Below are 26753 nucleotides of genomic sequence, written 5' to 3'. Positions count from 1 at the left end.
TATAATTTATAGATAAAATAGTTTCTTCTTCTCTTTGAGGAATTGTAAATATGACTATATCTTTTATAATAAAGATATAGTCATATCATATAGAAAAGAGGAAAATAAAAATGGCAGATTCAAAAATTATCTTTATTGATGTTGATGGAACTTTAGTTGATTATGAAAACAAATTGCCAGCTTCAGCAGACAAAGCAATTAAACAAGCACGTAAAAATGGACATCGTGTGTATATATGTACTGGACGAAGTAAAGCTGAGGTATACCCTTATTTATGGGATATTGGTCTTGATGGCATGATTGGTGGGAATGGCAGTTATGTAGAAGATGGGGATACGGTTGTTATGCATCAGTTAATTACTGCTGAGCAATGTAAACATATCGTAGACTGGTTAAAAAGTCGAGGACTTGAATTCTATCTTGAAAGTAATAATGGTTTATTTGCGAGTGAAAACTTTGAAACTCGGGGAGAACCAGTAATTCAAGAATATAGTAAACGTAAAGGTAAAGAACATAGTGATCAAATTAAAGTTCGAGATGTTTTTCCAGAAATGATTTTTGATGGTGAATTATATCGTGATGATTTGAATAAAGTTAGTTTTATTCTTGAAAGTTATCAAGATCATCTTGATTCAATTGAAGAATTTCCTGATTTAAAAGCTGGTACATGGGGCGGTGCAGGGGAAATTGCTCTATTTGGTGATTTAGGCGTTAAAGATATTACTAAAGCTCATGCTATTGATGCTTTATTAGAGTATCTAGGTGCAGATATTGAGGATACATATGCCTTTGGTGATGCTAAAATAGATATTCCAATGCTTGATTATTGCCATATTGGTGTTGCTATGGGAAGTGGTGGCGATGAAATCAAAGCTATGGCTGATTATATAACTGATGATGTCGACCAAGACGGTTTGTATAATGCTTTTGTTCGTTTTGGTTTAATTGAAGCAGAGTAAAAAAAAATATAATGAAAACGAAGGGAATTTTTCCTTCGTTTTCATTATATTTTTTATAATATTTCTATCAAATCATTCTATTATATAATTATTCTTAACACTAAATTTATAAGAAAATCAATAATTTATACAGCTTTATCAAACTGACTATTATAAAGCTCTGCATAGAAACCACCACGACTTAATAAATCTTCATGATTTCCACTTTCAATAATATCACCATCTTTCATTACTAGAATTAAATCTGCGTTTTTAATTGTTGAAAGACGATGCGCAATAACAAAGGAAGTTCGTCCCTCCATTAATTCATCCATGGCCTTTTGAATCTGTAACTCTGTTCTAGTATCTACTGAACTAGTAGCTTCATCAAGAATCAACATTGGTTTATCAGCAATCATCGCTCGAGCAATCGTCAACTGTTGTTTTTGTCCTTGTGATAAATTTACTTGATCATTAAGTACCGTATCATAACCATATGGAAGTGTTCTGATAAAATGATCTAAGCCTACTGCTTTACATGCTTCTTCAATTATCTGATTAGATATATTTTTAGTATTATAAACCAAATTCTCACGCACTGTTCCTTCAAAAAGCCACGTATCTTGAAGAACCATACAGAATTGTCCGTGGACATCTTCTCGACGTAAATCTTTAGTTGGAATATTATCAATTCTAATTTCGCCACGATCAACTTCGTAAAAACGCATCAATAAGTTGATTATCGTTGTTTTACCAGCTCCAGTTGGCCCAACAATAGCAATCTTTTGACCAGGTTCAGCACGAGCAGAAAAATCATTAATAATAATCTTATTGCTATCATAACCAAAATGAACATGTCTAAATTCTACTCCACCTTTGGCTTTGGACAAGCGTTTTACTTTATGACTCTCATCAGCCATTTCTTGAGCTTCTAAAAATTCAAATACACGCTCTCCTGCTGCAGCCGCTGACTGTAATGATTGAGCTGCTTGAGCTAACTGTGATAATGGCTGAGTAAAATATCTAATATACATCATAAATGCTACAATTACTCCAAATGATATATCTCCACTCATTGCTAATGCAGCGCCAATAATGCATACTGCTACGTATCCAAAGTTACCAATAAAACTCATGATTGGCATCATTAATCCAGATAAGCATTGGGCCTTAAAACCACTATTACGTAAATTATTATTCTGTCTTGTAAAAGCTTCTTTTGCCTTAACTTCACCATTATAAGCCTTAACAATCGTATGACCAGTATAAATTTCTTCAACATATCCATTGATTTCACCAAGATGTTTTTGCTGGCGAGCAAAATATTTTTGCGATTTAGACATAATTACCAGCATTAAAGCAAAACCTATAACCGTTGCTAGAACTGCAGTAAAAGTCATAATGAGATTAGTTTTTAACATCATTATAAGTGAACCAGCTAATAAAGTGACTGATGAAACTAATGTTCCAACACTCTGATTTAATGATTGTCCAATCATATCAATATCGTTGGTAACTCTCGATAATATATCACCAGTTGAAGTATGATTATAAAAACTAATTGGCAAGCGATTAATTTTACGCGAAATATCTCTTCTTAAATTTTTAGTAACCCACTGAGTTACTGTTGTCATGACAAATCCCTGAAATAAAGAAAAAAAAGCACTAGTAACATAAAATCCGACTAATGTAAGACCAATTTTACCAATCCTTGTCATATCAATTCCCGTCATTATTCCATTTGTAATTAAATCTGTTAATTCTGATAATCTGTCTGGACCTATCAAGGTTAATATTGTTCCAAATATGGCACTGATAATTGCCATAACCATTACAATCCAATACTTTCTACAATATTTTAACAATTTTAACCATGTTTCCTTAAAATCTTTAGATTTTTCTTTACTACCCATATTAACCCCAGGAGCTTTTAAATCATTTTTCTCTAAATACTTTCCTTCTGCCATTATTCTAATTCCTCCTTTGATAACTGTGAACGAGCTATTTGTTGGTAAACTTGACAATTCTTCATTAAGTCTTCATGTGTTCCCATCCCTACAATAACCCCTTCATCAAGAACAATAATTTTATCAGCATCTCGAATCGTACCAATTCGTTGAGCAACGATCAATTTGGTAGCATCGCAACAATCTTTCTTTAAAGCTTCTCGAAGTTTTTGATCTGTTTTATAGTCTAGTGCAGAAAACGAATCATCAAAAATCATAATTTCGGGTTGACGACATATTGCCCGGGCAATAGAAATCCGTTGCTTTTGCCCACCTGAGTAATTAGAACCGCCTTGGGCAACATAGCTATTATATCGGCGTGGTGAAGCCTCAACAAAATCAGAAGCTTGAGCTGTATAAATGGCATCAATGACATTGTTTTGAAGATTATTATTTCTACCATTATCACCATAGGCAACATTAGATTCAATAGTTCCACTAAAAAGAACTGCTTTTTGGGATACATAACCGATTTTGTTATGTAAGGCATATTGTGTATAAGCTTTAACATTAATCCCATCTACGAGTACTTCACCTTCTGTTACATCATAAAAACGTGGAACTAGATTAATCACTGTACTTTTACCGCATCCAGTTGAACCGATAAAAGCAACTGTTTCTCCTTGAGCAACAGTAAAAGTAATATTTTGTAAAACATAATCTTCAGCATCAGGATATTTAAAACTGACATTTTTAAATTCAATTTGTCCTTTAATACCCGGTTTAGCGACAGTTACTGTACCATCATTAATTATTGGTACTGTTTCTAATACTTCCATGATTCGCTTTGATGAAACCGATGCTCTTGGAAACATTATAAAAATCATAACAAGCATCATAAAAGCCATAACTACTTGCATTGCATATGTAGAAAATACCACCATATCTGAAAATAAGTTTAGTTTATCCATCATAGCAGCATTTTCAATCAGGATGGCTCCAATCCAATAAATGGCCAATGTCAGACCACTCATGATTCCTTGAATTCCTGGACTCATGATTGCCATAACTCGGTTTGCAAACAAGTTTGCTGAGGTTAACTCCTGATTGGCATTTTCAAATTTATTCTCTTGATAATTCTCAGCATTATAAGCCCGAACAACACTTATTCCCGTTAAATTTTCACGAGTAACCCGATTCAAATCATCTGTCAACTGTTGTAATTTTTTAAATTTTGGTAATGCAAAAATCATGCAACTTCCTACAATAACTAATAAAACGATTACAGCTACACCCGTTGAAGCTGTCCATTGCCAGCTTTTACCAGCAATCTTGAAAATTGCCCAAACAGCCATAATCGGTGCCTTAATAATAGCTTGTAATCCCATTACAACAAGTGTTTGAATTTGTGAAATATCATTAGTTGAACGTGTAATCAGACTTGCTGTTGAGAAACTACCAATTTCTTCCATTGAAAAAGCTTGTACTTTATCAAACAATCGCTCTCTTAAATTAGCAGCAAAATTTGTAGCTACCCTTGCTGCAAAGATTGCTACAACTACCGATGAAGCTAAACTTCCTAATGCACATCCTAACATCTTTACACCTGACTCAATTATTTCATCCATTGTACTTCCTGTTGTTTGGACTAGCATTGTTATTTTTGACATATAATCTGGGAGTTTAAGATCTAACCATACTTGTAAAATAATAAATGCTAGACAGATAATAATTAAGCTCCAATCTTTTTTAGTAAAGTTTTTAAATATTTTTATCATTCAAAATCTCCTTTCGCTTTATAAGTCCATCTTAAACAATAAAAATAAACCAAAACTAAACTAAAAGAACTAACTTTAATCTCGTTAGTTCTTTGCATATGTATTTGTATTACAAATTGAGAGGCAATGTTACAATAAAAGTTGTTTCATTTTTATTGCTATCAACATCGATAGTACCACTATGAAGACTAACAATTTTCTTAACGATAGCAAGCCCGATTCCTGTTCCCTCAGTAGCATGTGAAGTATCTCCTTGATAAAATTTATTATAAAGATATTTTTTCTCTTCATCAGTAATTTTAGGTCCATTATTGCTAATTAAGATTTGATAATCACTTTGATTATGAATAATTTTAATTCCTAATTTACCATCTCTTGGGGCAAACTTAATTGCATTATCAAGTAAATTAATCCATACTTGATACAATAACTCTTGATTCCCAGCTATTTGATGTTCATCAAAATCAATAATTAGATTCAAATTTTTATTAGACCATTTCTTTTCTAATAAAAGAAGACAATTACGAATTTGCTCCGATAAATTGAAACTAGTAATATTACTTAGTATTGTCTGTTTTTCAATCTTATTTAGATTTAATACATTAGTAGCCATATCTGCTAAACGACTAGATTCAGTTTCAATAATTTGTAAATATTTATCATGCGTTTTTTGATCAAGATTATCTTTTTGTAATAATTTGGCAAATCCTTTAATTGATACAATCGGTGTCTTAAATTCATGTGAAAAATCATTAATAAAATTAGTTCGTAACATTTCAGTATTTTCTAGTTCCTCAGCCATTGTATTAAAACTGTCTGTTAATTCCTGTGAAATACGGTGCTTCCCTAAATTAATGCGAATATCATATTTTCCATGAGCTAACTGATTCATTGCTTCAATTAATGTATTTAATGGTCTGAGTGGAAAGTGACTCCCAAGTGCTGCAACTATTGTCCCAATAACAATACTTGTCATTGCAAAGATAATAATTTGAAAATGAATTGGAGCCGATGCAGTTTGTGATATTCCTAATACACCGATTTGTGTTAAGAAAAATATTACACATCCAACGATTATCATAGTAACTACTAAAATTATAAATACTACAATCGTAAATATTAAAGTTAGTAATGCTCGTGGCGGTGCTTTTTTACGATTCATCATTTCTTACCGCCTTATAGCCAAGTCCTCTAACTGAGATAATTTCAAACTCTGGCCAATCTTCAAATCGTTTTCGCAATCGAGCGACATGAACCGTGACAGTTTCCCATCCAGTATCGCTATCAACACCCCATATTTCATCCATTAATTGTATTCGCGTGAAAATTTTACCCGGATATGAAAGCAGCTTATATAAAAGCATAAATTCTTTTTGGGGTAATTCCTGACAGGTATTTTTTCGCTTCACTGTTAGTGAATCATAATCTAAAATAACTTCACCAATTATAATTCGATGCTCATTTACAATCTTAGCCCGCCGTAATAATGCCTTAACACGTAAGAGTAATTCCTCTTCGTCAAACGGCTTGGTCATAAAATCATCTGTTCCAACTATAAATCCCTTATTTCGATCAGCAGGTAATTGTTTTGCTGAAACCATTAAAATAGGTAGTTCATTTTGTACTCTACGTAATATTTCAGTAAACTCATAACCATCCATTTTGGGCATCATTACATCTAAAATTACCAAATCAATATGACTTCTATCCAAAACCTTTAAAGCATCTTCGCCATCAGTTGCACCTATAACAATATAATTTTCTGTTTCTAAAACAGCCTTGATCAATTGGCGAGTATTTTTATCGTCATCAACAACAAGAATATGAAACATAGCCTATCACCTCACTACTATATAGTATATCAGTTTTATAAACTCTAACTAAACTAAATTATATTGTATAAAAAAGTAATCTTATTTTGCCATCTCTAATTACATTATTTAAAAGTAATTTGAATAAAAGAGCCAATCAACTAATTTTAGTTAACTGACTCTTTTTCTTATTGTCTAGATTTTTTTCTAAACAATGATTTCAACCCTCGCTTGATTACTTGAAAAAAACTAAGTGATCGAACTAAATTTTCTGAGGGAATATATTTATTAATAGCACGTAATAATGCTTTATTATCGCGTGATGAGAAAGTAAAATTCCCATTATTTTTGGTAACAACGGCAAAGCGAGGAATCCATTTTCCTTTAAACATAACTGAAGCCATTACACAATTAACTTCTTCCCATGGAATTTGAATATAATCTCTAATATTTTTTTCATTATAGAATTCAAATGCTTTATCGCCTACCATGACTTCTCCGTAATTAGCAAGACCAAGATAAGAAGTTGCTTTGACTGTTAAATCTACTTTAGTATTTAAAGATTGTACCATATATTTCCTCCTTTACAGCTGCCATGTATTTTCTTTATTATATTACATTATTCCACCAAGACGTGCAAGAATTCCGATAATGAATAAAGCAACGATAATAACGATTGGTGATACTTTCTTTTTCAATAGCCAACAGCATAATAATGTTAATAATAATGCTGATAAACCTGGAATAAGTTGATCTAAATTTTGTTGTAGGGTCGTAACTTTCTCAACATTTAAACCATTAGATCCTAATGATGCAAACTGTTCTAATGCTGATTTGATCCCGTCTACACCAGAAGGCAAACTATTCCAATCAATATATGCGCCCTTTGACTGCGTAACAGTTGATACAACCGGAGTAAAAGTAATACTTACCCAACGTTGTACTAATGATCCGATAATGAACATCCCAAGAATTGAAGCACCTTGAGTAATTTTACCTAATAATCCACCAGATAAGTCTTGTGCAATTGAAGTACCAACTTTATATCCAAATTCTTGTGTATACCACAAAAATGCGATACGAATGATATTCCATGCAAAGAAAAAGATTAATGGACCAATAATATTACCACTTAATGCTAGAGAAGCACCTAATGCTCCTAAAATTGGTCTAAGAGTAAACCAGAAGACAGGATCTCCAACCCCAGCTAAAGGACCCATCATCCCAACTTTTACACCTTGGATTGCAGTATCATTGATTTCTGCTCCATTAGCACGTTCCTCTTCTAATGCTAATGTAACACCCATGACTGGCGCTGATACATATGGATGAGTATTGTAAAATTCCATATGTCTTTTTAAAGCCGCTACTTTATCTTCCTTATTTGGATATAATTTTTTGATTGCTGGGATAATTGAATAACACCAACCACCATTTTGCATACGTTCATAGTTCCAAGAACCTTGAAGGAACTGATGACGCCAAGCAACAGACATACGATCTTTTTTTGATAATTTAATTTTTTCTGCCATAATTTCTTTCCTCCTTCAAGATTTTAATAGTCATTTAAGATATCGCCTAATGGATCTCCAGAACCTGTTGAACCGCCACCATTAGAGCCACTGTTTTCTTTTAATCCTAAATAGATGATTGCTAAAGCAACACCAATTGCTCCTAATGCGATCAATGTTAATTCACCGATTGCAGCAAGAACAAAACCTAATGCAAAGAATGGCCATGTTTCTTTAGTAGACATCATATTGATTACCATTGCATAACCAACTGCCGCTACCATTCCACCACCAACAGTCATTCCGCCAGATAGCCATGGTGGCATTTGATTTAATGCATCAGTTACAACTGCCGCAGGAACAACACAAAGTGCTGCAGCAGGAATTGCAATTCGAATTCCTTGTAATAAGATTGCTAAAATTTGCCACATGTCGATTGCACGCATATTTCCTTGTTCGGCTGCCCCATCCATAAAGTGAACAATTGGGATTGTAAGAGTACGACAGATCATTGTTAAGAATAAACCTGCTACTGATAAAGGGATTGCAACTGCGATTGCAGTAGAAATAGCTGTTTGCACATCAGTTGCTCCACCTTCTAAACCTAATACCATAATAATTGATGAAGCTACAGAAGCTAATGCTGCATCTGGTGCTACAGCAGCTCCTACATTGGCCCACCCTAATGCAATCATTTGAAGCGAACCACCTAGAATAATCCCTTCAGTTAAGTGACCACTTACTAAACCGATTAAAGTACATGCCACTAACGGTTGGTGAAATTGGAACTCATCCAGAATTCCTTCCATCCCCGCTAGTAAGGCAATTATAATAATTAAGATTATTGTAATTAAAGACATTATAATTCCTCCCTACATTTTATTTTTAAACATTTTTCAATTCTGCTTTTGCTTTCTTTAAAAGCGTATCAATATTTTCATTTGAATCACTTGGTACTTTACGAACATTAAAAGTAATTCCTTTAGCTTTAATTTTTTCAATTGTTTCAATATCTTCCGGCCCCATTGCAATAGCTTTATTTACTACCACTTTACCAATTGAATGAGCCATTGAACCAATATTTAATTCTTTAATATCTACACCGCCTTCGATTGCCCGTAATGCATCTTGAGGTGTTTCAAATAATAACATTGCTTTGGTATTACCAAAACGTGGATCTTTAGCCACTTGAATCATTTTATCAATTGGAACAACATTAGCCTTAACTCCTGGTGGCGCGGCTTGTTCAATCATCTGTTTCCGTAATTTATCTTTTGAAACAGCATCAGAAACAACGATGATTCGATTTGGTTGTGTTGTTTTAGTCCAAGTAGTTGCAACTTGACCATGCAATAAACGCGTGTCAATTCGTGCCAGAACATATTTAATATGTCCATCCCCTAATACAGTTCCCTCAGGAATAGCTCCTTGTGACTGTGTATTAATAGCTTGAGCCGCTACTTTCGTTTCTGGTTCTAATTCTTCAGGTTTTACTTTTACCCCTTCTCTAGCAACTTCAGTAACATGTTTAGCAATTTCATGCGCTGTTTCCATCGACATTCTAGAAGCATAAGTCTCAATCAGCATTGGTAAATTTAAACCCGTAACGATTGCCCACTTATCTTCATGACCAGCAATTAATCCATTAGCCTGATTAAATGGTGTACCACCCCATAAATCAACTAAAAATAGTACTTCGTCTTGATTTTCAAAAGTAGCTATTGCCGCTTCCATTTTTGCTTTAAGATCATCAGGTCCTTCACTTGGTTGCAAAGTAACTGCTTTTACATCGACTTGATCTCCAAAGATCATTGCCCCGGATTGTAGAATCCCGTTAGCAAACTCACCATGACTAGCAAGAATAATTCCTACCATTATAAATTCCTCCCTTTCTTTTAAATACTTTATAACGCAAAAAAACAGGCAAACTATTATTAAAAGATACAAAAATACCATCTTTGTTCTTTTTTTAAATAGTTAATGCCTGCTTTATCAGTTACACACTATAAAATATTCAATTTATGAAACAATATTATCATTGTAAGCCTTTTCTGTCAAGAAATCATTTAAAAATTATTATTTCAAAATAATATATTTTTAAATACTTGACAATATTCTTTCCAAATGTAATGCCAGATATCCTACTTCTGTCTCTGGTAATTTCTTTTTTAAAACCTTTGATAATGCTTCACACATGTTACTTGCCTGTTCATATGCAAAAGGAAACTTATCTTTAGTAAATTCACTTATATCCATCTGCAATTCTTCATTTTTATTTAATCTTAAAATTAAAAATTTAATATGATTCATTAATCGAGCATATGAAACTGATTGAATATCAATAACAATATTAAGATCATTTTCTAATTTAATAATACTTTCATGAATAATTCGTGTTGCCTCCATTGACTCAGCAACTTGATTAGAAGAAATTGCTGAATGAATATGTAGTGTAATAAAGCCAACTTCATCATCATTGATCATTCGTGATATAAACTTATTAATTACTTCCCGTCCTTCTAATGCAACCTCATATTCATCAGGAAACAGCAAACGAATATCATTGATAAATGGATTTAAAGGCATTATATTTTCATCCATTCGCTTTATTGCAAAATAGATATGATCCGCTAATGGTAATAAGATATCATTATCAATTTTTCCAAATTTCTCTATTATCAGTCTAATAATCTCTGATGCTATTTCTAAATAAACTGGATCAATATAATTGATTATATCATTTGAACCACTTTTAGCTTTATATCCCTTTTGCATAAGAAATTTTTTAGCATTCCGTGGTACTTCAAAATAATCATCCACTTTCTTTGAAAATCCAATTCCTTTATACATAATAATAACTTCTTCAGTCTCATTACAAGCTAAAATAGTATTATTATTTAATACTTTAATGATCTTATACATATTTATTTTCCCTCTCCTAGTTGCAAATCTTCATAATTGTACTCCCGCTCTTTATTTTACCATATTCTTTTTCAATCTTTAAATCATTTGATAGATTTGTAAATATTAACAAAATACTTTCATCTAAAGCATTTTCTTTAATATACTCTAAATCTGCATTCCAAATTAAATCACCTTTTTGCACTCTTTGATTTAATTTAACTAATATTTCAAAACCAGTTCCATTTAAATTAACTGTATCAGTTCCAAAATGAATCAACAATTCATATCCGTTATCTAATTTCATTCCAATTGCATGTTTTGTTGGATAGATCATTGTTATCTCACCATCACAAGGGGCAACGATCAAACCGTGAAATGGCTTGATCATAACCCCATCACCTAACAGCTTATGTGAAAAAATTTGATCTGGAGCCTGTTCAATTGGCAAAACCTCACCATCAACAATATTGCCTAATTCAAGATTAGTATGATCAGTCTCTTTTTCCAGTTGATAATCATCTAATTCATCAGGAATATTTATTAAATACTCGTCCAGCTTTGATTTGATCGATGATGCTTTAGGACCATAAATTATCTGAACTCCATTTCCTTGCATAACAACTGCCGCTGCCCCTGATTGTTTCAATAAACCTTCATTTACTAATTGATTATCACTAACTGTTGCTCGTAATCTGGTAATACAACAATCTAAGTCAGTAAAATTATCACGACCACCTAGCCCTCGAACAATCAATTGTGACTGTTTGTCAATTTCAATTCCTTTATTTAACAATTTTCGATGACTTGCTTTAGGGTTCTTAAAGATAGATAACTTCATATTATCTATCTCTCTACCTGGAGTCTTCAAATCAAATTTTTTAATTAGATATTTAAAACTAAAATAATAGAGCATGAAATAAATTATTCCAATAGGGATAAGCAATACCCAGCTAGTCTTACTATTACCTTGCAATACACCAAAAACAATAAAGTCAAATAAACCTCCAGAAAAGGTCAATCCCACGGCAATATTAAAAATATGAGCAACCATATAAGCACTTCCTGCTAAGATAACTTGTACCCCAAATAACAGTGGAGCAGCAAACAAAAAAGTAAATTCGATTGGTTCCGTTATTCCCGTTAAGATGCTTGTTAAAGCCGCTGAGAACAACAAACTTCCAATCGCTTTTTTATTTTCCGGCTTAGCAGTCTGATACATTGCCAATGCTGCTCCCGGTAAACCAAAAATCATAAAAATAAATTCACCAGTAAAATATTTTGTAGCCTCGCTACTAAAATGCACAATATTTGGATCAGCTAACTGTGCGAAGAAAATATTCTGACCACCATAAATTACCGCCCCATTGACGACCATTGAACCTCCAATTGCAGTTTGCCAAAATGGTAAATAAAATACATGATGTAAGCCAAAAGGAACCAGTAACCGTTTAATTACACCGTAAACAAAGGTTCCAAAATAGCCTGAGGTTGAGATAAGTTTACCTAATTCATATATACCATTTTGAAAGAATGGCCAAACATAAAACATTACGATTCCCACAAACAAAAAAGTTATTGTTGAAATTATCGGAATAAACCGTTCTCCTTCAAAAAAAGATAACGCTCTTGGTAATTCAATTTGATAAAAGCGATTATGTATATAACTAACGCCAAGACCGACGATTATTCCACCAAATACCCCCATTTCCAATGACATGATCCCACAAACCGCTGTAATCGTTCCATCTAAAACATCAGGATTAATTATTTGATTATCTAAAATACTTCCATTTAATGAAAGCATCCCGCTAATTGTTGTATGCATAACAAAAAAAGCAATAATTGAAGATAAAACGGCTACTTCTTTCGCCTTTTTCGCCATTCCCAACGCTACTGCAGCAGCAAAAATAAGTGGTAGATTGTTAAAAAGGCCACTCCCCACTTTAGTTAAGATTATTAAAAAGTCATGTAAAAAAGTCCCGTTTCCTAAAACTCCCTCTAAATGTAGTGAAGAAATAGTTGTTTCATTAGTCAATGAACTACCAATTCCCAGAAATAAACCCGCAATTGGCAATACTGCAATCGGCAGCATAAAACTGCGACCAATCCTTTGTAAAATCCCAAAAACTCTAGTCTTCATAATCCCTCCGTTATTCCAACATAATTTATTATAACTAAATCGTTCGATCAAAAATTCTTTTTATAATTAAGACCATGATACTTATAATAATCATGATAAAGACTATCTGTCAACAAGAATAATTACTTATTTATACGATATTTACTACTTTTTTTGTCAATTTAAAGAGAAATAATTAAAAAAATAGAATTCTATTTTAATATGCTCCGCTTAAGTAAACAAGGGACATATCATTTTGAATTCTATTTCTTTAATTAAATCAGTTTCTAACATATGCTTTTAATACTTTTATTTCATTTTTATCAAACGGTTCAATAGTAAACTCACCTACTTGAGCTGGTACAATAAAAGTTTCCGCATAATGCACTGTATATGGCTCAAACTTATTTTTAGGACTTTTAATTACTGCACTTTCCCCAGCAACTAAATTCATCATTACCACACTTTTATTAGTTTGTTGATAAATCTTTTGTTTAGTTGTAATAACTCGTGTTTCAATAAATTCTAATTCATGTAATCCGGTTTTAACTTCTGTATATTCATCACTCTTTTCAATTTCTGTAAAATTATTTACCAAATTGGATTCTACCCAAGTAGTTGTTCTTTGATAATCAATTACCTTCTTTCCATCTTCAACATGAATCGGGCGTGGTTTACCATCTAATCCTACACGATCCCAATCCCATAATTTAAAAGTAAAAATATATGGTGTAGCACTTACTTCCAAGACTACACAATTAGCCGAAGAACAATGAATTGTTCCTGCTGGAATTAAGAAATGATCATGCTTTTTTGCTGGAAAAAAATTAATATACTTATCGGCATCAAAACTTTGATTACCCTCATTAGCTCTTTCTAAATCGTTAATAAATTCGTCTGAATTAATATTCTCTTTTAAACCTAAATATACTCCACCTCCATCACAATCAAGGATATAGTAGCTTTCATCTTGCGTATAAGGCATTCCAAAATGGCTCTTGATATATTCAGTTGTTGGGTGTACTTGTAAGCTTAAATTTCCTCCACCCATTGTATCAAGAAGATCAAATCTAATTGGAAACTCTGCCCCAAAACGAGCATAATTTTTTGCTCCTAAAAGCTCTATAGCTTGATACATAACAACATTTAAAGCTGGGGTTGCAATAACAATATCGCCAAACTTCAAATTAATACTATTCTCCTCTGGAACCCCATCAAAACTCCAAGCATAATTAGATTTACTTTTATCTAAATTACAAACCTCTTTCATCCATTGTCCTCCCCAAACCCCTGGATCAAAATATGGTACTAGACGAAATGGTTGATTGCAAACACTTCTTAATGCATTTCGAAACGCAATACCAGTAATCATTTTAGGTTTATTACTGCAATTAGTGTCTAGATATAAATCAATATCTTCAAAAATCTCTCGTTTATGCTTATCGGCAATTCGCCACTCAATAAAATAACCACGCTTATTTTTTATTAGAGGATCTTCATCATAATTACTTTGTTTAAAATTAGGTAATCCAGCCCGATATCTTAATTGAATTTCCCATCGTGTTAGGTCTGCATATATTAATAAATCACCTTTAGTAATTAGACTTGCCCCAAAACCGTATACAAGAACTATTCCTTCTTTATTTTTAACAAACTTTTGTATCTTAGCCAGCTTAGCTTCATCAACATAATCTCTAATAGTTCCATAATACATTACTCCCCTAACACGATCTTCAGTTAGATTCACCTGCATCATTTCTGTCAATTTTTTACCATCATAAAAGATATCTTCACTTAAAATTACGTGTGCTGGAGTCAATTTTTTTATCAATACATTTAATAATTCACGATCATTAATTCCCAAATAACAATCTACAACAACTATCTTTTTATTTCCTAAAGATTCTTTAATTTTCTTATCAATCTGCGCATATCCAGAATATGCATCGTTGTCATAGCCATTTATTTTGATATAGGGGCTATTATCATAATTACTCATTTGCTTTTTGCCTCCTACTCAATCTTATTTATACTCAGGTTCTGTATCTTCAGCTTCAAAACATCGTGTTCTCATTAATTCTTTTACCCAATCGCCTGATTTTTTAATTCTCCGATTCCGATTATTTTCCATATCAATTTCCACAAACCCATAACGATTTCTAAATGCATTAACAGGTGAAAGATTATCTGTAAACGTCCAATTCAAAAAGCCCCGACAATCACAACCTTCGTCAATTGCTTTTAACATCCAAGCCATATGGTCACTTAAAAATTCAATTCGATAGCTGTCCTGAATTTGCCCGCTAGCATCCTTAAACTTATCTTCATCCATTACTCCCATACCATTTTCAGTAATCCAACATTCAATATTTCGATAATCATTTTGAATGATCTTCAGCATATCATAAATTCCTTTAGGATAAATTTCCCATCCTCTTGAAAAATTCATTTTAATTCCTCGTGGACTATATGTTTCATAATATGCAGTTGGAATAAATGGTTTATCTGGATTCCATGCCGTTTCTCTTTGTCGAACCCGTAACGGCTGATAATAGTTGATTCCAACAACTTCTATTTTATTATCATCAATCTTTTCAAAATCACCTTTAACATATTCAAACATACACTCATGTTTTTTTAATAATTCAAAATATGCTTCATCAAACTTTCCATTTATCAAAGGGTCAGTATATTGTTTATAATTAAACATATCACAAATTTTTGCTGCTTCAATATCTTTAGGATTATTCATACTTTTTGGATAAGATGGTGACGGATTTAAGATTATTCCTACTTTTCCCTGATAACCCATTTTTGCATGGTGCTCGACTAATAAAGAAGTTGCAAGAACACGATGATAATTCATTTGTACTGATTTTTTAGTATTCTCTTCATAAGGCCAAATATTTCCAAATAAATATGCTTCGTTAGGAACTACCGCAGGTTCATTAATAGTCCACCAATATTTAATCTTATCATGAAAAGCCGCCATTACTTTTTTACTATAACCTACAAACAATTCCATAACCTTACGATTATCCCATGTCCCATACTTATTAATAACATACTCAGGAATTTCCCAGTGTTCTAAACAAAGCATTGGCTCAATTCCATTTTCAATTAAACAATCAATTACCTTTTCATAAAATCTTAATGCATCTTGATCAACTTCATTAGTTTCATAATCTGTAATAAAGCGTGACCAATCTATTGAAGTCCGATATACTTGAATTCCTAATTCTTTCATTAATTTAATATCTTCTTCATAACGATTATAAAAGTCTGTAGACTTGATTGTTCCAACTCCATTAAACCATCTTTCTGGTTCAGCTAAATACATCATATCGACAAAATTACGTTGATGTTCTTTTTTCCCTGTCCATCCCTCTGTTTGCCAAGCGGAAGCAGAACTTCCAAATTTAAATCCTTCTGGTAATCTATATAACTTTTTCATTTTATTGCTCCTTCGTTTTAATTTCTTCTTGATGATACGTTTTGTCAATCATTTTAACAAATGGAATGAACATCAAAACTCCTATTGCTAGACAAATTATTTGTACAACTGCTCCCATGATCGAGTTAGTTGCTAAAAATCCTGATAAAACTGGTGGTGTTGTCCATGGTATTGCTACTCCCGTTGGATATGGACATAATCCAAATTTCATAAATAGCCAGGTTATCAGACCAAACACTGGTCTTGATAAAACCCATGGAATAAATAGCATTGCATTCATGACCACTGGTGCTCCAAATACTACGGGTTCTGAAATACAAAAAGTTGCTGGTAAAACTGCTACCTTTCCAACTCCTTTTAATCGGTTGCTTTTTGATACGATTAAGATTGCAATAACTAATGACATAAAAGCAATCATAACAAATAATGCTCTAAATTGATCAGTAATTATATATGGAACAGCATCACCAGCAGTATAAGCGCTCAAATTTTCCATTCCTGCTGTTTGAAGAATTGGATCCATTACGGAACCAACAATTTGATCTCCATGTAATCCAAAAAACCAAAGCAACTGAGCAAGACCTTGAGAAATCAATAACGCTGGTAATCCAGTACCAATTAATAAAAGTGGTTTTTGAATAATTTCATTGACTAGAGCATGAATATTGCCAAATGATGTTAAAGTAAAACAATAATTGATACTGCAAACTAAAACTAATGTAATAATTACAGGAATTAACGATTCAAAAGAACTTGATACCATTGGTGGTACACTATCCGGTAACCTTATTTTTAGTTTACTACTTAAAATCTTGCAATAAACTTTGGCCACCAAGTAACATAAAATCAATGCCACAAACATTCCTTGTGAACCCATATAAGTAGTTGGAATAACTCCTCCGATAACTTCTTCACCCACTGTTATTGATAATGGTGAAACAATCAAAAAAGCTACTAAAGTTGTAATTCCCGCGTATACTTCCTCACATTTTTGTTCTTCTGTTTTAGCATAGTTATACCCCATTAAAAATGCTAAAAACATTGCCACTAAACTTAAAGTTGTCCCTGATAATGGTGATAAAACATTTCCCACCATTTCTAAAAAGCCCGCTGGTAAAACCTTATCAATAAATGGGAAATTTAATACAATTAATGTAAATGACCCGGCAATAATAAATGGTATTAACGGCATCATTGCCATTCTAATAACTTGAAGAAATCTAATGTTATTAATTTTCTGCCCAATTGGCATTAGCTTTTCTTCCAAAAACTTGCTGAACTTGTCCATTTCTCTTCCTCCTCTTCAACAAATGTTATAACTTTATACCATTATGATAATATACTTTATTTATTATGTCAATATATTTAGCTAAAATAAAAAATGTGTCAAAATGACACATCCCTACTCACATAAATCAATAATTAATTCATACCCTTGTGAAAGATACATAGAATTAGTAAATTCAACTGGAAAGTCATGACAAAATCCTCGCCTTTGCCTATTAATCATTGCTTCATCACCTTTAATTTCAAATAGTTCTTTCTGTTTTTGATTCATTAAGCTAGCACTTATTTTTTCCTTTACATTACTAATTCCATACCCTGCACCCATAAGTTTTTCATACAGAGAACCACTATAATCTCCCTGTTCATCTAAAGGGACAATAGGATTTAAAAAAGTCTCGTGAATTGAAACAACCATATTATTAATACGGATTTCTCTAACTAATCGTAATACTTTATCTTTAGTTGTAATATTAAAAAAATCTGCAATTTCTTGACCAGCATTTACCATTTCAACATTTAAAACCCGACGATTCTTTATATCATTTTTTTCTAACACACCATTAAATGAAGATTTTAGAATAGTCTCTACTTTGTTTTCCTTTTCTAAAACAATCGTCCCTTTTCCTCTTCGTCGCTCTATATAGCCTTCATTAATCAATTTATTCATAGCTTGACGAACAGTCATTCGAGAAACATCAAATTCCTGCATTATTTCTAGATCTGTTGGCATTTTATCACCAGCATTATATTCTTTTGAAACAATTCTATCTAAAAGAATATCGAATAATTGAGCCCATAATGGTTTATCTCCAACATCATATTTTAATTTCATTTTGTTTTCCTCCCACCTATAATAAAATCTATTTAAATTACTAATTTCCCCTATATTATACTAGAGAAACAATTCAGTTTCTATAAATAGTAATAAAAACATAATATATCTATGTTATAACTAATAGAAATAGACACACTTTATTAAATTAAAAAAAAGGCAGCTCAGTGCTATTCACTTTAACTACCTAATTTAGATTACGCTTTTATCGCCGGTTTACCATATTTTTTACAATATATATATCCTGCAATTCCAACGATTACAAAAACAATGGAAACTAATTGTGCCGTCCGTAGACCCATTACATATAAGCTATCAGTACGAAGTCCTTCAATAAAGAATCTAAAGATTCCATACCAAATAAAATAACTAAAGAATTGTTCACCTTGTTTTGTTTGGATCTTCCTAATCACAAAATAGATTAATAAAAATCCTACGATATTAGCAATAGACTCATATAAAAAGGTTGGATGATAGTAATATCCATTGATATGCATTCCTTCAATAATAAAGTTTGGTAAATGCAATGATTTAAGGAAATCTAGACTAACCATTCCACCATATGCTTCCTGGTTGAAAAAGTTTCCCCACCGTCCCAGTGCCTGAGCAATTAAAACACCTGGCATAATTGCATCAGCTGCAACCATGAAATCAATTTTATGTTTCTTAAAATACCACCAGCTAAAAATCAAGCCAACAAAAATCCCACCTTGAATCGCTAAACCACCATGACGAAACATAATGATCTCAAGTGGATTTTCAGCATATAATTCGTTCCACATAAAGATTACATACCATAATCGAGCTCCTAAAACTCCAGTAATCATTAAACCAAAGAAATAGTCTGAAAGAATCTCTTTATTATAACCGATTTTTTTGAAATTATATTGTCCTAGTTTATATGCAATAAAAGCTCCGGTAATAATACAAATTGCATACCAAGCAATGGAAAAAGAACCGATTTGAACGAATGTCTTACCATCTGGAAAAAAAGTCATAACTTACCCCTTATTCTTATCGATATTCTTCAAAATACGATCAACGAATTCTTTGCTAGAATCAACACCGTATTCACGTAAACGCATATTCATTACGGCAGCTTCGATAATTACTGACATACTACGTCCACTTGATACAGGTACAACAATTTTAGGAATCTTAACACCTAAGATTTCTTCAGTTGAATCATTTTCTTCAACCCCTACTCGTGTATATTCACGAGATGGTACCCAACGATCTAATTGAATAATTAAATCAACTTTATCTTTATCGAGAATTGAGCTAATTCCAAACATCTTTGATACATCAATAACACCAATTCCACGAATTTCTAATAAATTAGTTAATACTTCTGGGGCTTTCCCCACAATACTTTGTCCTAAATGATATAATTCAACAGCATCATCGGCAACTAATAAATGTCCTCTTTTTACTAATTCTAGAGCAATCTCAGATTTACCGATACCACTATCACCTTTGATAATAACACCTTTACCGTAAATATTCAAAAAGACTCCATGAATCAGTGTTTCCGGTGCCAGTGCTTCGTCAAGAATATTTGTTAATTCAATTGAAACACGTCCTGTTGCTGATTCGGTAATAAAAATTGGAAAATCTTTTTTTCGAGCAATCTCAATTAAGATTGCTGGACATTCATTTCCTTTAGCAACAATGATACATGGTACTTCATCGTTAATTAAGAAAGGGAATATTTCACGTTGTCTTTCTTCCGACATCTCATTAATAAATGCAGACTCTTTATCTCCAAAAATTATAATTCGTCGAAAATCGCTGTGTTTAAAAAATCCTGCTAATTCAAATCCAGGTCGATTGATCTCAGCCACATAAATTGGCCGCTCTAAAGATTTCTCATCTCCAGTTACCTGAACATAATGCTCATTGTTTAATAATTCACCTACTGTAATTGACTTTGGCATCATTGTTTCCTCCCTATAACATCTTCTTTAAAAAACTTCCAGTATAACTTGCTTCACATTTAGCGACTTTTTCTGGTGTTCCAGCTACAACGATCGTACCACCACCATCGCCACCTTCAGGACCTAAATCAACAATATAATCAGCTACCTTAATAACGTCAAGATTATGTTCAATTATAATGACTGTATCCCCTTGATCAACAATTCTTTGTAATACCTCTATTAATTTAGCAACATCATTGCTATGTAGACCAGTTGTTGGTTCATCTAAAATATAAACTGTTTTCCCAGTTGCTTTTTTTTGTAATTCACTTGCTAGCTTAACCCGCTGAGCTTCCCCACCAGATAAAGTTGTTGCACTTTGACCAAGCTTAATATAGCCTAGTCCAACATCATTTAAAGTCTGTAATTTAGTTTTGATCTTTGGCAAGTTTCCAAAGAACTCCACTGCATCTTCAATAGTCATCTCTAAAACATCATAAATATTCTTATCTTTATAAGTAACTTGCAATGTTTCTTCATTATAGCGTTTACCGCCACATTGTTCACAAGGAACATAAACATCTGGTAAAAAGTGCATTGAAATACGTTTTAACCCATCACCTTGACAAGCTTCACACCGTCCACCTTTAACATTGAAACTAAAACGTCCTTTATCGTAGCCACGCATTTTAGCCTCATTTGTTTGGGCAAATAAATCACGGATATCATCAAACACTCCTGTATAAGTTACCGGATTGGAACGTGGTGTTCTCCCAATTGGATCTTGGCTCACCTCAATAACTTTATCAATATTTTCTAATCCTAAAATATCCTTATGTTTACCGGGCTTTTCTTTCGAGCGATAAATTCTTGCCATCATTGCTTTACCCATGATTTCATTTACAAGAGTACTTTTACCACTACCAGAAACCCCTGTAACCACAGACATACATCCTAATGGAAACTTAACATTGATATTCTTTAAGTTATTTGCAGCAGCACCTTTTACTTGAATAAAATTACCATTTCCTTTACGGCGTTTTTTAGGCACATCAATCTTTAAACGACCTGATAAATACTGCCCCGTAATTGACTTTTTACAATCCATTACTTCTTGTGGCGTTCCAGCTACAATTACTTCACCACCATGCACTCCTGCACCCGGTCCAATATCAACAATAAAATCACTTGCTCGCATCGTGTCTTCATCATGTTCAACAACTAGAACACTATTACCTAAATCACGAATATTTTGTAAAGTGGCAATTAACTTATCATTATCCCGCTGATGGAGTCCAATAGAGGGTTCATCTAGAACATATAAAACCCCAGTTAATCTTGAACCAATTTGTGTCGCTAAACGAATTCTTTGTGCTTCTCCACCAGATAATCCACCCGCTTTACGAGATAATGTTAAATATCCTAATCCAACATCATTTAAGAAACCTAAACGGTCTTTAATTTCTTTTAAAACAAGATTAGCAATCTTCGCTTCATATTCATTTAATTTTAATTCATCAACGAATTTTAAAGCTTTTTCAATTGACATATCGGTAAATTCACTGATATTTAAGCCACCTACTCGTACGCTTAAAACCTGATCATTTAATCTGCGTCCTCCACAAGTTGGACACGTATGTTCAGCCATAAATGAAGCATACCATTCTTTTGACCAAGAAGAAGTCGTTTCTTCAAAACGACGTTTAATCAATGTTTTAACACCTTCAATAGGACGATTAGTTTTAGAAACATTACCACTACTAGAAACAATCTCATAAGAAATTGGTTTATCTGAGCCTTCTAAGATAATTCTTAATTCTTTTTTAGTAAAGTCTTTCAATGGTTTATCTAAATCAATCTTATATGTTTTACATAGGATCAAAAAGCGCTGCCATTCAATTCGGTCAGTTCCTACTGAAGTTTTAAAATATCTAATTCCACCTTGATTTATGCTCAAATCCCAATTAGGAATCAATAAATCATCATCAACTTCATTTTTTATTCCCAAACCGCGACAATCCGGACAAGCTCCTAGTGGATTATTAAATGAGAATAATCTTGGTTCTAGTTTAGGAACACTAAAACCACACTCTGGACAAGCTAAATGCTCAGAAAATAAAGCTTCACTGCCATCACTTAAATTAGCTACAACTACTTCTCCACCTGTTAGTTTTAAACCTACTTCAAGTGAATCAATCAAACGACTACGATAACCTTCTTTTTTGATAATTCGGTCAATTACGACATCAATGTTATGTTTCTTATTTTTATCAAGTTCAATTCCTTCATCTAATAGTTTAACTTCACCATCAACTTGAACTCGAATATAACCATCTTTCAATAAATCCTCAAATAAATCCTTAAAAGTACCTTTTTGATTCTTTACTACTCGTGCTAATACTTGTAATTTACTACCATCTGGATATTTATCAATTGTATCAGCCATTTGTTTGATTGTCTGCGATTCAATCACGATTCCATGCTCTGGACAGTATGCCTTACCAATACGCGCATAAAGTAATCTTAAATAGTCAAAAATTTCAGTAACCGTCCCTACCGTTGAACGCGGATTATTTGATGTTGTTTTTTGATCAATTGCAATTGCCGGTGACAAACCTTCAATACTATCAACATCCGGTTTTTCCATGTTTCCTAAGAACTGGCGTGCATAAGCACTTAACGATTCCACATAACGCCGCTGTCCTTCGGCATAGATTGTATCAAATGCCAGCGATGTTTTTCCTGAACCAGATAATCCCGTCATAATAACTAATTTATTTTTTGGAATCTCGATATCAATATTTTTTAAGTTATTCTCTCTAGCCCCTTTAATGACTAGTTTATCATGTTCCATATTTTACCTACCTTCTACCATCTTTAAGATTGCTGCTTTACTGTGCCCCCGTAATTGAAGATCATAAGCCCAATCTAATAGCTCGCTATACTTGGATGACGGTTCAATCCCTAACGCCTTTAAATCATATCCGTCAACTAATGGCAACTGAGCTTTGGTTGATAGCCGTGCCATCTTTTCTTTCATAACATAATCAAAGCGATTAATATTTTCATGTTCATCTTTGTATCTACCAAGTTTATCACATTTTGTGATTAAAATTAAGTCTTCAATCGTAACTATTCCATCAATTCCTTTAAGAATTTTAAAATAGCTATAATCCTTTGCTTCATTTCTGACCATATTCATTAAATGCATATGATAGAAAATCATTGTTTTAATATATTTTTGTAACTGTTTATCTGGGATAAATGCTTTTACTTCTTGATTAAAAATCTTTACCCCCGCTTCATTATGACCCGGAGCATGACCGTCTTTAGTTGTTACTGTAGCTTTACCAATATCATGTAATAAAGCACTCCACATAAAACCTAATGGATTACTTGTTTTATGGCAGCATAAAGCCGCTAAATCAGTTACTAATAAAGTATGCCGCCATACATCTCCTTCAGGGTGGTAATCAAGCCGTTGCATAGTTTTCGATAATACATCTAAACATGGCCACAAAGCCTTGATCTCCTTTAAAAAAGTTAACCCAATTGAAGGCTGCTGGCTTAAGAGGAGCTTACTATATTCTTGAAATACCCGCTCTTTACTTAGTTTATCCAAACTTTTATTTTGAACCATTTTTTTACACATTAATTTAGTCGCCGTCTCAATACAGAAATCAAGACGTGAAGCAAATTGTGCTGTTCTCAAGACTCTTAACGGATCTTCAATAAAAGTTGTTTCACTAACCATTCGTAATGTTCTTTTTTCAATATCTTCTTGACCATGAAAAAAATCATAGATTTTTCCTGTCTTTATTTCATACATCAACGCATTGATTGTTAGATCACGTCGTGATGCCGCAACTTTTAAATCTAAATTTTGATTTACTGTAACATCAAAATCCTGATGACTCTCACCTGTCTTTATTTCCGTTCTCGGCAAAGCAAAATCAAAATTTGGTAAAACATCTAATTTTAAAATTCCGAATGATTTACCAATACTATTGACATTGCCATAATTAGCTAATAATTCTTCCAATTCATCGACACTAAGCCCATATACCTCAACATCTACATCATGATAATCAACCCTATTGTAGATCAACATATCCCGAACGATTCCTCCAACTAGAAAAGCTCTACCATGGTGCTCGTCTATATCCTTAAAGATCTTTTTAGCAAGTGGACTGAAAGTATACCTATTTTTCACCTTGAAGCTCCATGATGATATCGCGAAGTTCCATCGCACGTTCAAAGTCAAGTACCTTCGCTGCATCTTTCATTTGTTTTTCTAATTCTTGAATCATAACTTGTTTATCTTTCTTGCTTGCTTTCTTACCTTTTTTAACTAGACTTGCAGCATCATCGATGACCTCTTGACCACGAATTGCATCACGAATTTCCTTATGAATAGTTGTTGGGGTAATATTATGTTCTTTATTATAAGCATCTTGGATCTTACGACGACGATTAGTTTCTTCAATCGCATAAGCCATTGAATCAGTAATCTTATCACCATACATGATTACTTCACCATTACTGTTACGGGCAGCCCGACCAATCGTTTGAATCAATGAACGGTTACTTCTTAAGAACCCTTCTTTATCAGCATCAAGAATACATACTAAACTTACTTCTGGTAAATCTAAACCTTCTCGTAATAAATTAATTCCGACTAAAACATCATACTTGCCAAGTCGTAGATCCCTTAGTATCTCGGTTCGTTCCAAAGTCTTTGTGTCACTATGTAGATAAGCTACCTTGATTCCAAGTTCTTTCAAATAAGCACTTAAATCCTCAGCCATTCGTTTAGTCAATGTTGTTATTAGAACTCTCTCATTACGATCTTGACGAATTTTGATTTCACTGATAATATCATCAATTTGATCCTTTGTTGGTCGTACTTCAATAACCGGATCAAGTAGTCCAGTTGGCCTAATAATTTGTTCAACTACTTTATTTTCAACATGTTCTAACTCATAATCCCCAGGTGTTGCTGATACATAAATGACTTGATTTATAATTTTTTCAAACTCTTCGAAGCGTAATGGGCGGTTATCAAGCGCGCTTGGTAATCTAAAACCATATTCAACTAATGTCTCTTTACGTGAACGATCCCCATTATACATTCCTCGAACCTGAGGCAACATAACGTGACTTTCATCGACGATCATTAAAAAATCTTTAGGAAAATAATCAATCAACGTATAAGGGCGTTGTCCTTCATCACGACCATCAATATGCCGTGAATAGTTTTCAATTCCAGGACACATCCCCACTTCCCGCAGCATCTCAACATCATGGCGCGTTCGTTGTTCCAAACGTTCATGTTCTAGTAATTTAGTTTCTGCTTTGAATGTTTCTAAACGATTCTCTAATTCTGCCGTAATCGTATCACAAGCCTTTAAAATTTGTTCTTTTTTCGTTACATATCCATAAGCTGGATAGATCGTATATGTATTGTATACGCCCAAGACATGCCCAGTCAGAGGATCCACTTCACTGATTCTTTCAACTGTATCACCAAATAATTCAATTCTAATTAACCAGCTTTCAGTATGTCCTGGAACTATTTCAATGACATCCCCACGAACTCTAAATGTTCCTTTAGTCTGTTCAATATCATTGCGTTGATATTGCCGATCAACTAAATATGTTAGTAACTCTTTACGATCAATGTCTTGATCGACCCGCAGTGAAAAGATCATTTCTTTGTACTGTTCAGGATTTCCTAATCCATAAATTGAAGCAACTGAAGCAACAACAATGACATCTTCCCGTTCTATTAACGAATTCATTGCCGCACTGCGCAGCATCTCAATTTCATAGTTTGTTTTAGCATTTTTATCAATATATAAATCTCGCCCAGGAATATAAGCTTCCGGTTGATAGAAATCGAAGTTTGAAATAAAATATTCAACTCTATTTTCAGGAAAAAATTCTTTTAATTCCGAATATAATTGTCCTGCCAATGTTTTATTGTGAGCCAAGACAAGTGTCGGTTTATTCACAGCAGCAATAACATTAGAAACAGTGAAGGTTTTCCCAGTACCGGTCCCTCCCAGTAAGACCTGTTCTTTTTTTCCTTCTTTAATTCCTGCAACTAATTGTTTAATTGCTTCCTCTTGATCTCCCATTGGAGAAAACGGAGAAACAAGCTTAAATTTTTGCATTGTAACACCTCCTATAAGTCCTTTCTATTATACCAAGAAAACAGCGAAGTTAAAAGAATTATGCCCATGATGAAAATA

At 33.1% G+C, this 26753-nt stretch carries 20 protein-coding genes; 1 reads left to right on the top strand and 19 read right to left on the bottom strand.

What is annotated here, in order from left to right; all coding sequences use genetic code 11:
* The first annotated feature begins 110 nt into the window (after nucleotides 1–110).
* On the top strand, nucleotides 111–959 hold the full coding sequence (locus tag EYR00_RS00790; protein ID WP_003535235.1) for a Cof-type HAD-IIB family hydrolase: 849 nt from the start codon (nucleotides 111–113) through the stop codon (nucleotides 957–959).
* Between the two features lie 125 nt (nucleotides 960–1084).
* Here EYR00_RS00790 and EYR00_RS00785 read toward each other — a convergent pair whose 3' ends face one another.
* The 19 genes from EYR00_RS00785 to uvrB all read right to left on the bottom strand — a co-directional run bounded on the left by EYR00_RS00785 (nucleotide 1085) and on the right by uvrB (nucleotide 26675).
* A complete protein-coding gene (locus EYR00_RS00785; protein ID WP_003535236.1) occupies nucleotides 1085–2905 on the bottom strand; it encodes an ABC transporter ATP-binding protein in 1821 nt (606 codons plus the stop codon).
* Complete coding sequence (locus tag EYR00_RS00780; protein WP_003535237.1) at nucleotides 2905–4662, bottom strand: ABC transporter ATP-binding protein; 1758 nt, start codon at nucleotides 4660–4662, stop codon at nucleotides 2905–2907. The genes EYR00_RS00785 and EYR00_RS00780 overlap by 1 nt, the downstream gene beginning before the upstream one ends.
* A 109-nt stretch (nucleotides 4663–4771) precedes the next feature.
* A complete protein-coding gene (locus EYR00_RS00775; RefSeq protein ID WP_003535238.1) occupies nucleotides 4772–5827 on the bottom strand; it encodes a sensor histidine kinase in 1056 nt (351 codons plus the stop codon).
* Nucleotides 5814–6494 (bottom strand): response regulator transcription factor, encoded by a 681-nt coding sequence (locus EYR00_RS00770; protein ID WP_003535239.1) that lies wholly within the window; start codon nucleotides 6492–6494, stop codon nucleotides 5814–5816. Before EYR00_RS00770 ends, EYR00_RS00775 begins: the two co-directional genes overlap by 14 nt.
* A 167-nt stretch (nucleotides 6495–6661) precedes the next feature.
* Nucleotides 6662–7045: a DUF956 family protein gene (locus EYR00_RS00765; RefSeq protein ID WP_003535240.1), complete on the bottom strand. Its 384-nt coding sequence runs from the start codon at nucleotides 7043–7045 to the stop codon at nucleotides 6662–6664.
* Nucleotides 7046–7087: 42 nt separating this feature from the next.
* The gene (locus EYR00_RS00760; RefSeq protein ID WP_003535241.1) at nucleotides 7088–8005 is read right to left on the bottom strand and encodes a PTS system mannose/fructose/sorbose family transporter subunit IID; all 918 of its coding nucleotides are present in this window, start codon (nucleotides 8003–8005) and stop codon (nucleotides 7088–7090) included.
* Nucleotides 8006–8028: 23 nt separating this feature from the next.
* Entirely contained in the window at nucleotides 8029–8844 is an 816-nt protein-coding gene (locus EYR00_RS00755) for a PTS mannose/fructose/sorbose transporter subunit IIC (protein WP_003535242.1), read from the bottom strand.
* A gap of 25 nt (nucleotides 8845–8869) precedes the next feature.
* The gene (locus EYR00_RS00750) at nucleotides 8870–9859 is read right to left on the bottom strand and encodes a mannose/fructose/sorbose PTS transporter subunit IIA (protein ID WP_008792459.1); all 990 of its coding nucleotides are present in this window, start codon (nucleotides 9857–9859) and stop codon (nucleotides 8870–8872) included.
* A 222-nt stretch (nucleotides 9860–10081) separates the two neighbouring features.
* Nucleotides 10082–10906: a PRD domain-containing protein gene (locus EYR00_RS00745; protein WP_003535245.1), complete on the bottom strand. Its 825-nt coding sequence runs from the start codon at nucleotides 10904–10906 to the stop codon at nucleotides 10082–10084.
* Between the two features lie 16 nt (nucleotides 10907–10922).
* Nucleotides 10923–13028, bottom strand: coding sequence for a PTS sugar transporter subunit IIABC (locus EYR00_RS00740; RefSeq protein WP_003535247.1), 2106 nt, complete (start codon nucleotides 13026–13028; stop codon nucleotides 10923–10925).
* A gap of 259 nt (nucleotides 13029–13287) precedes the next feature.
* Nucleotides 13288–15006, bottom strand: a complete 1719-nt coding sequence (locus EYR00_RS00735) for a class I mannose-6-phosphate isomerase (RefSeq protein ID WP_003535249.1) — start codon at nucleotides 15004–15006, stop codon at nucleotides 13288–13290.
* Between the two features lie 24 nt (nucleotides 15007–15030).
* The gene (locus EYR00_RS00730) at nucleotides 15031–16461 is read right to left on the bottom strand and encodes a glycoside hydrolase family 1 protein (protein WP_003535252.1); all 1431 of its coding nucleotides are present in this window, start codon (nucleotides 16459–16461) and stop codon (nucleotides 15031–15033) included.
* Nucleotide 16462: 1 nt separating this feature from the next.
* Nucleotides 16463–17749, bottom strand: a complete 1287-nt coding sequence (locus tag EYR00_RS00725; protein WP_003535254.1) for a PTS sugar transporter subunit IIC — start codon at nucleotides 17747–17749, stop codon at nucleotides 16463–16465.
* Nucleotides 17750–17863: 114 nt separating this feature from the next.
* Nucleotides 17864–18580 carry a GntR family transcriptional regulator gene (locus tag EYR00_RS00720; protein WP_003535256.1) on the bottom strand — a complete coding sequence of 239 codons (717 nt, stop codon included), beginning with the start codon at nucleotides 18578–18580 and terminating at the stop codon, nucleotides 17864–17866.
* A 197-nt stretch (nucleotides 18581–18777) separates the two neighbouring features.
* Complete coding sequence (gene lgt / locus EYR00_RS00715; protein WP_003535258.1) at nucleotides 18778–19578, bottom strand: prolipoprotein diacylglyceryl transferase; 801 nt, start codon at nucleotides 19576–19578, stop codon at nucleotides 18778–18780.
* 3 nt (nucleotides 19579–19581) lie between these two features.
* Entirely contained in the window at nucleotides 19582–20517 is a 936-nt protein-coding gene (gene hprK / locus EYR00_RS00710) for an HPr(Ser) kinase/phosphatase (RefSeq protein ID WP_008792461.1), read from the bottom strand.
* A 13-nt stretch (nucleotides 20518–20530) separates the two neighbouring features.
* A complete protein-coding gene (uvrA, locus tag EYR00_RS00705; protein WP_003535262.1) occupies nucleotides 20531–23353 on the bottom strand; it encodes an excinuclease ABC subunit UvrA in 2823 nt (940 codons plus the stop codon).
* 3 nt (nucleotides 23354–23356) lie between these two features.
* Complete coding sequence (locus EYR00_RS00700; RefSeq protein WP_003535263.1) at nucleotides 23357–24712, bottom strand: CCA tRNA nucleotidyltransferase; 1356 nt, start codon at nucleotides 24710–24712, stop codon at nucleotides 23357–23359.
* Complete coding sequence (uvrB, locus tag EYR00_RS00695) at nucleotides 24702–26675, bottom strand: excinuclease ABC subunit UvrB (RefSeq protein WP_003535266.1); 1974 nt, start codon at nucleotides 26673–26675, stop codon at nucleotides 24702–24704. The genes EYR00_RS00700 and uvrB overlap by 11 nt, the downstream gene beginning before the upstream one ends.
* Between the last annotated feature and the right edge of the window lie 78 nt (nucleotides 26676–26753).

It is taken from the genome of Thomasclavelia ramosa DSM 1402 (genome assembly GCF_014131695.1).
Lineage (GTDB): Bacteria > Bacillota_I > Bacilli_A > Erysipelotrichales > Coprobacillaceae > Thomasclavelia > Thomasclavelia ramosa.
Note: the sequence above shows the minus strand (reverse complement) of the source record. Positions and strands in the feature narration are given on the sequence as shown.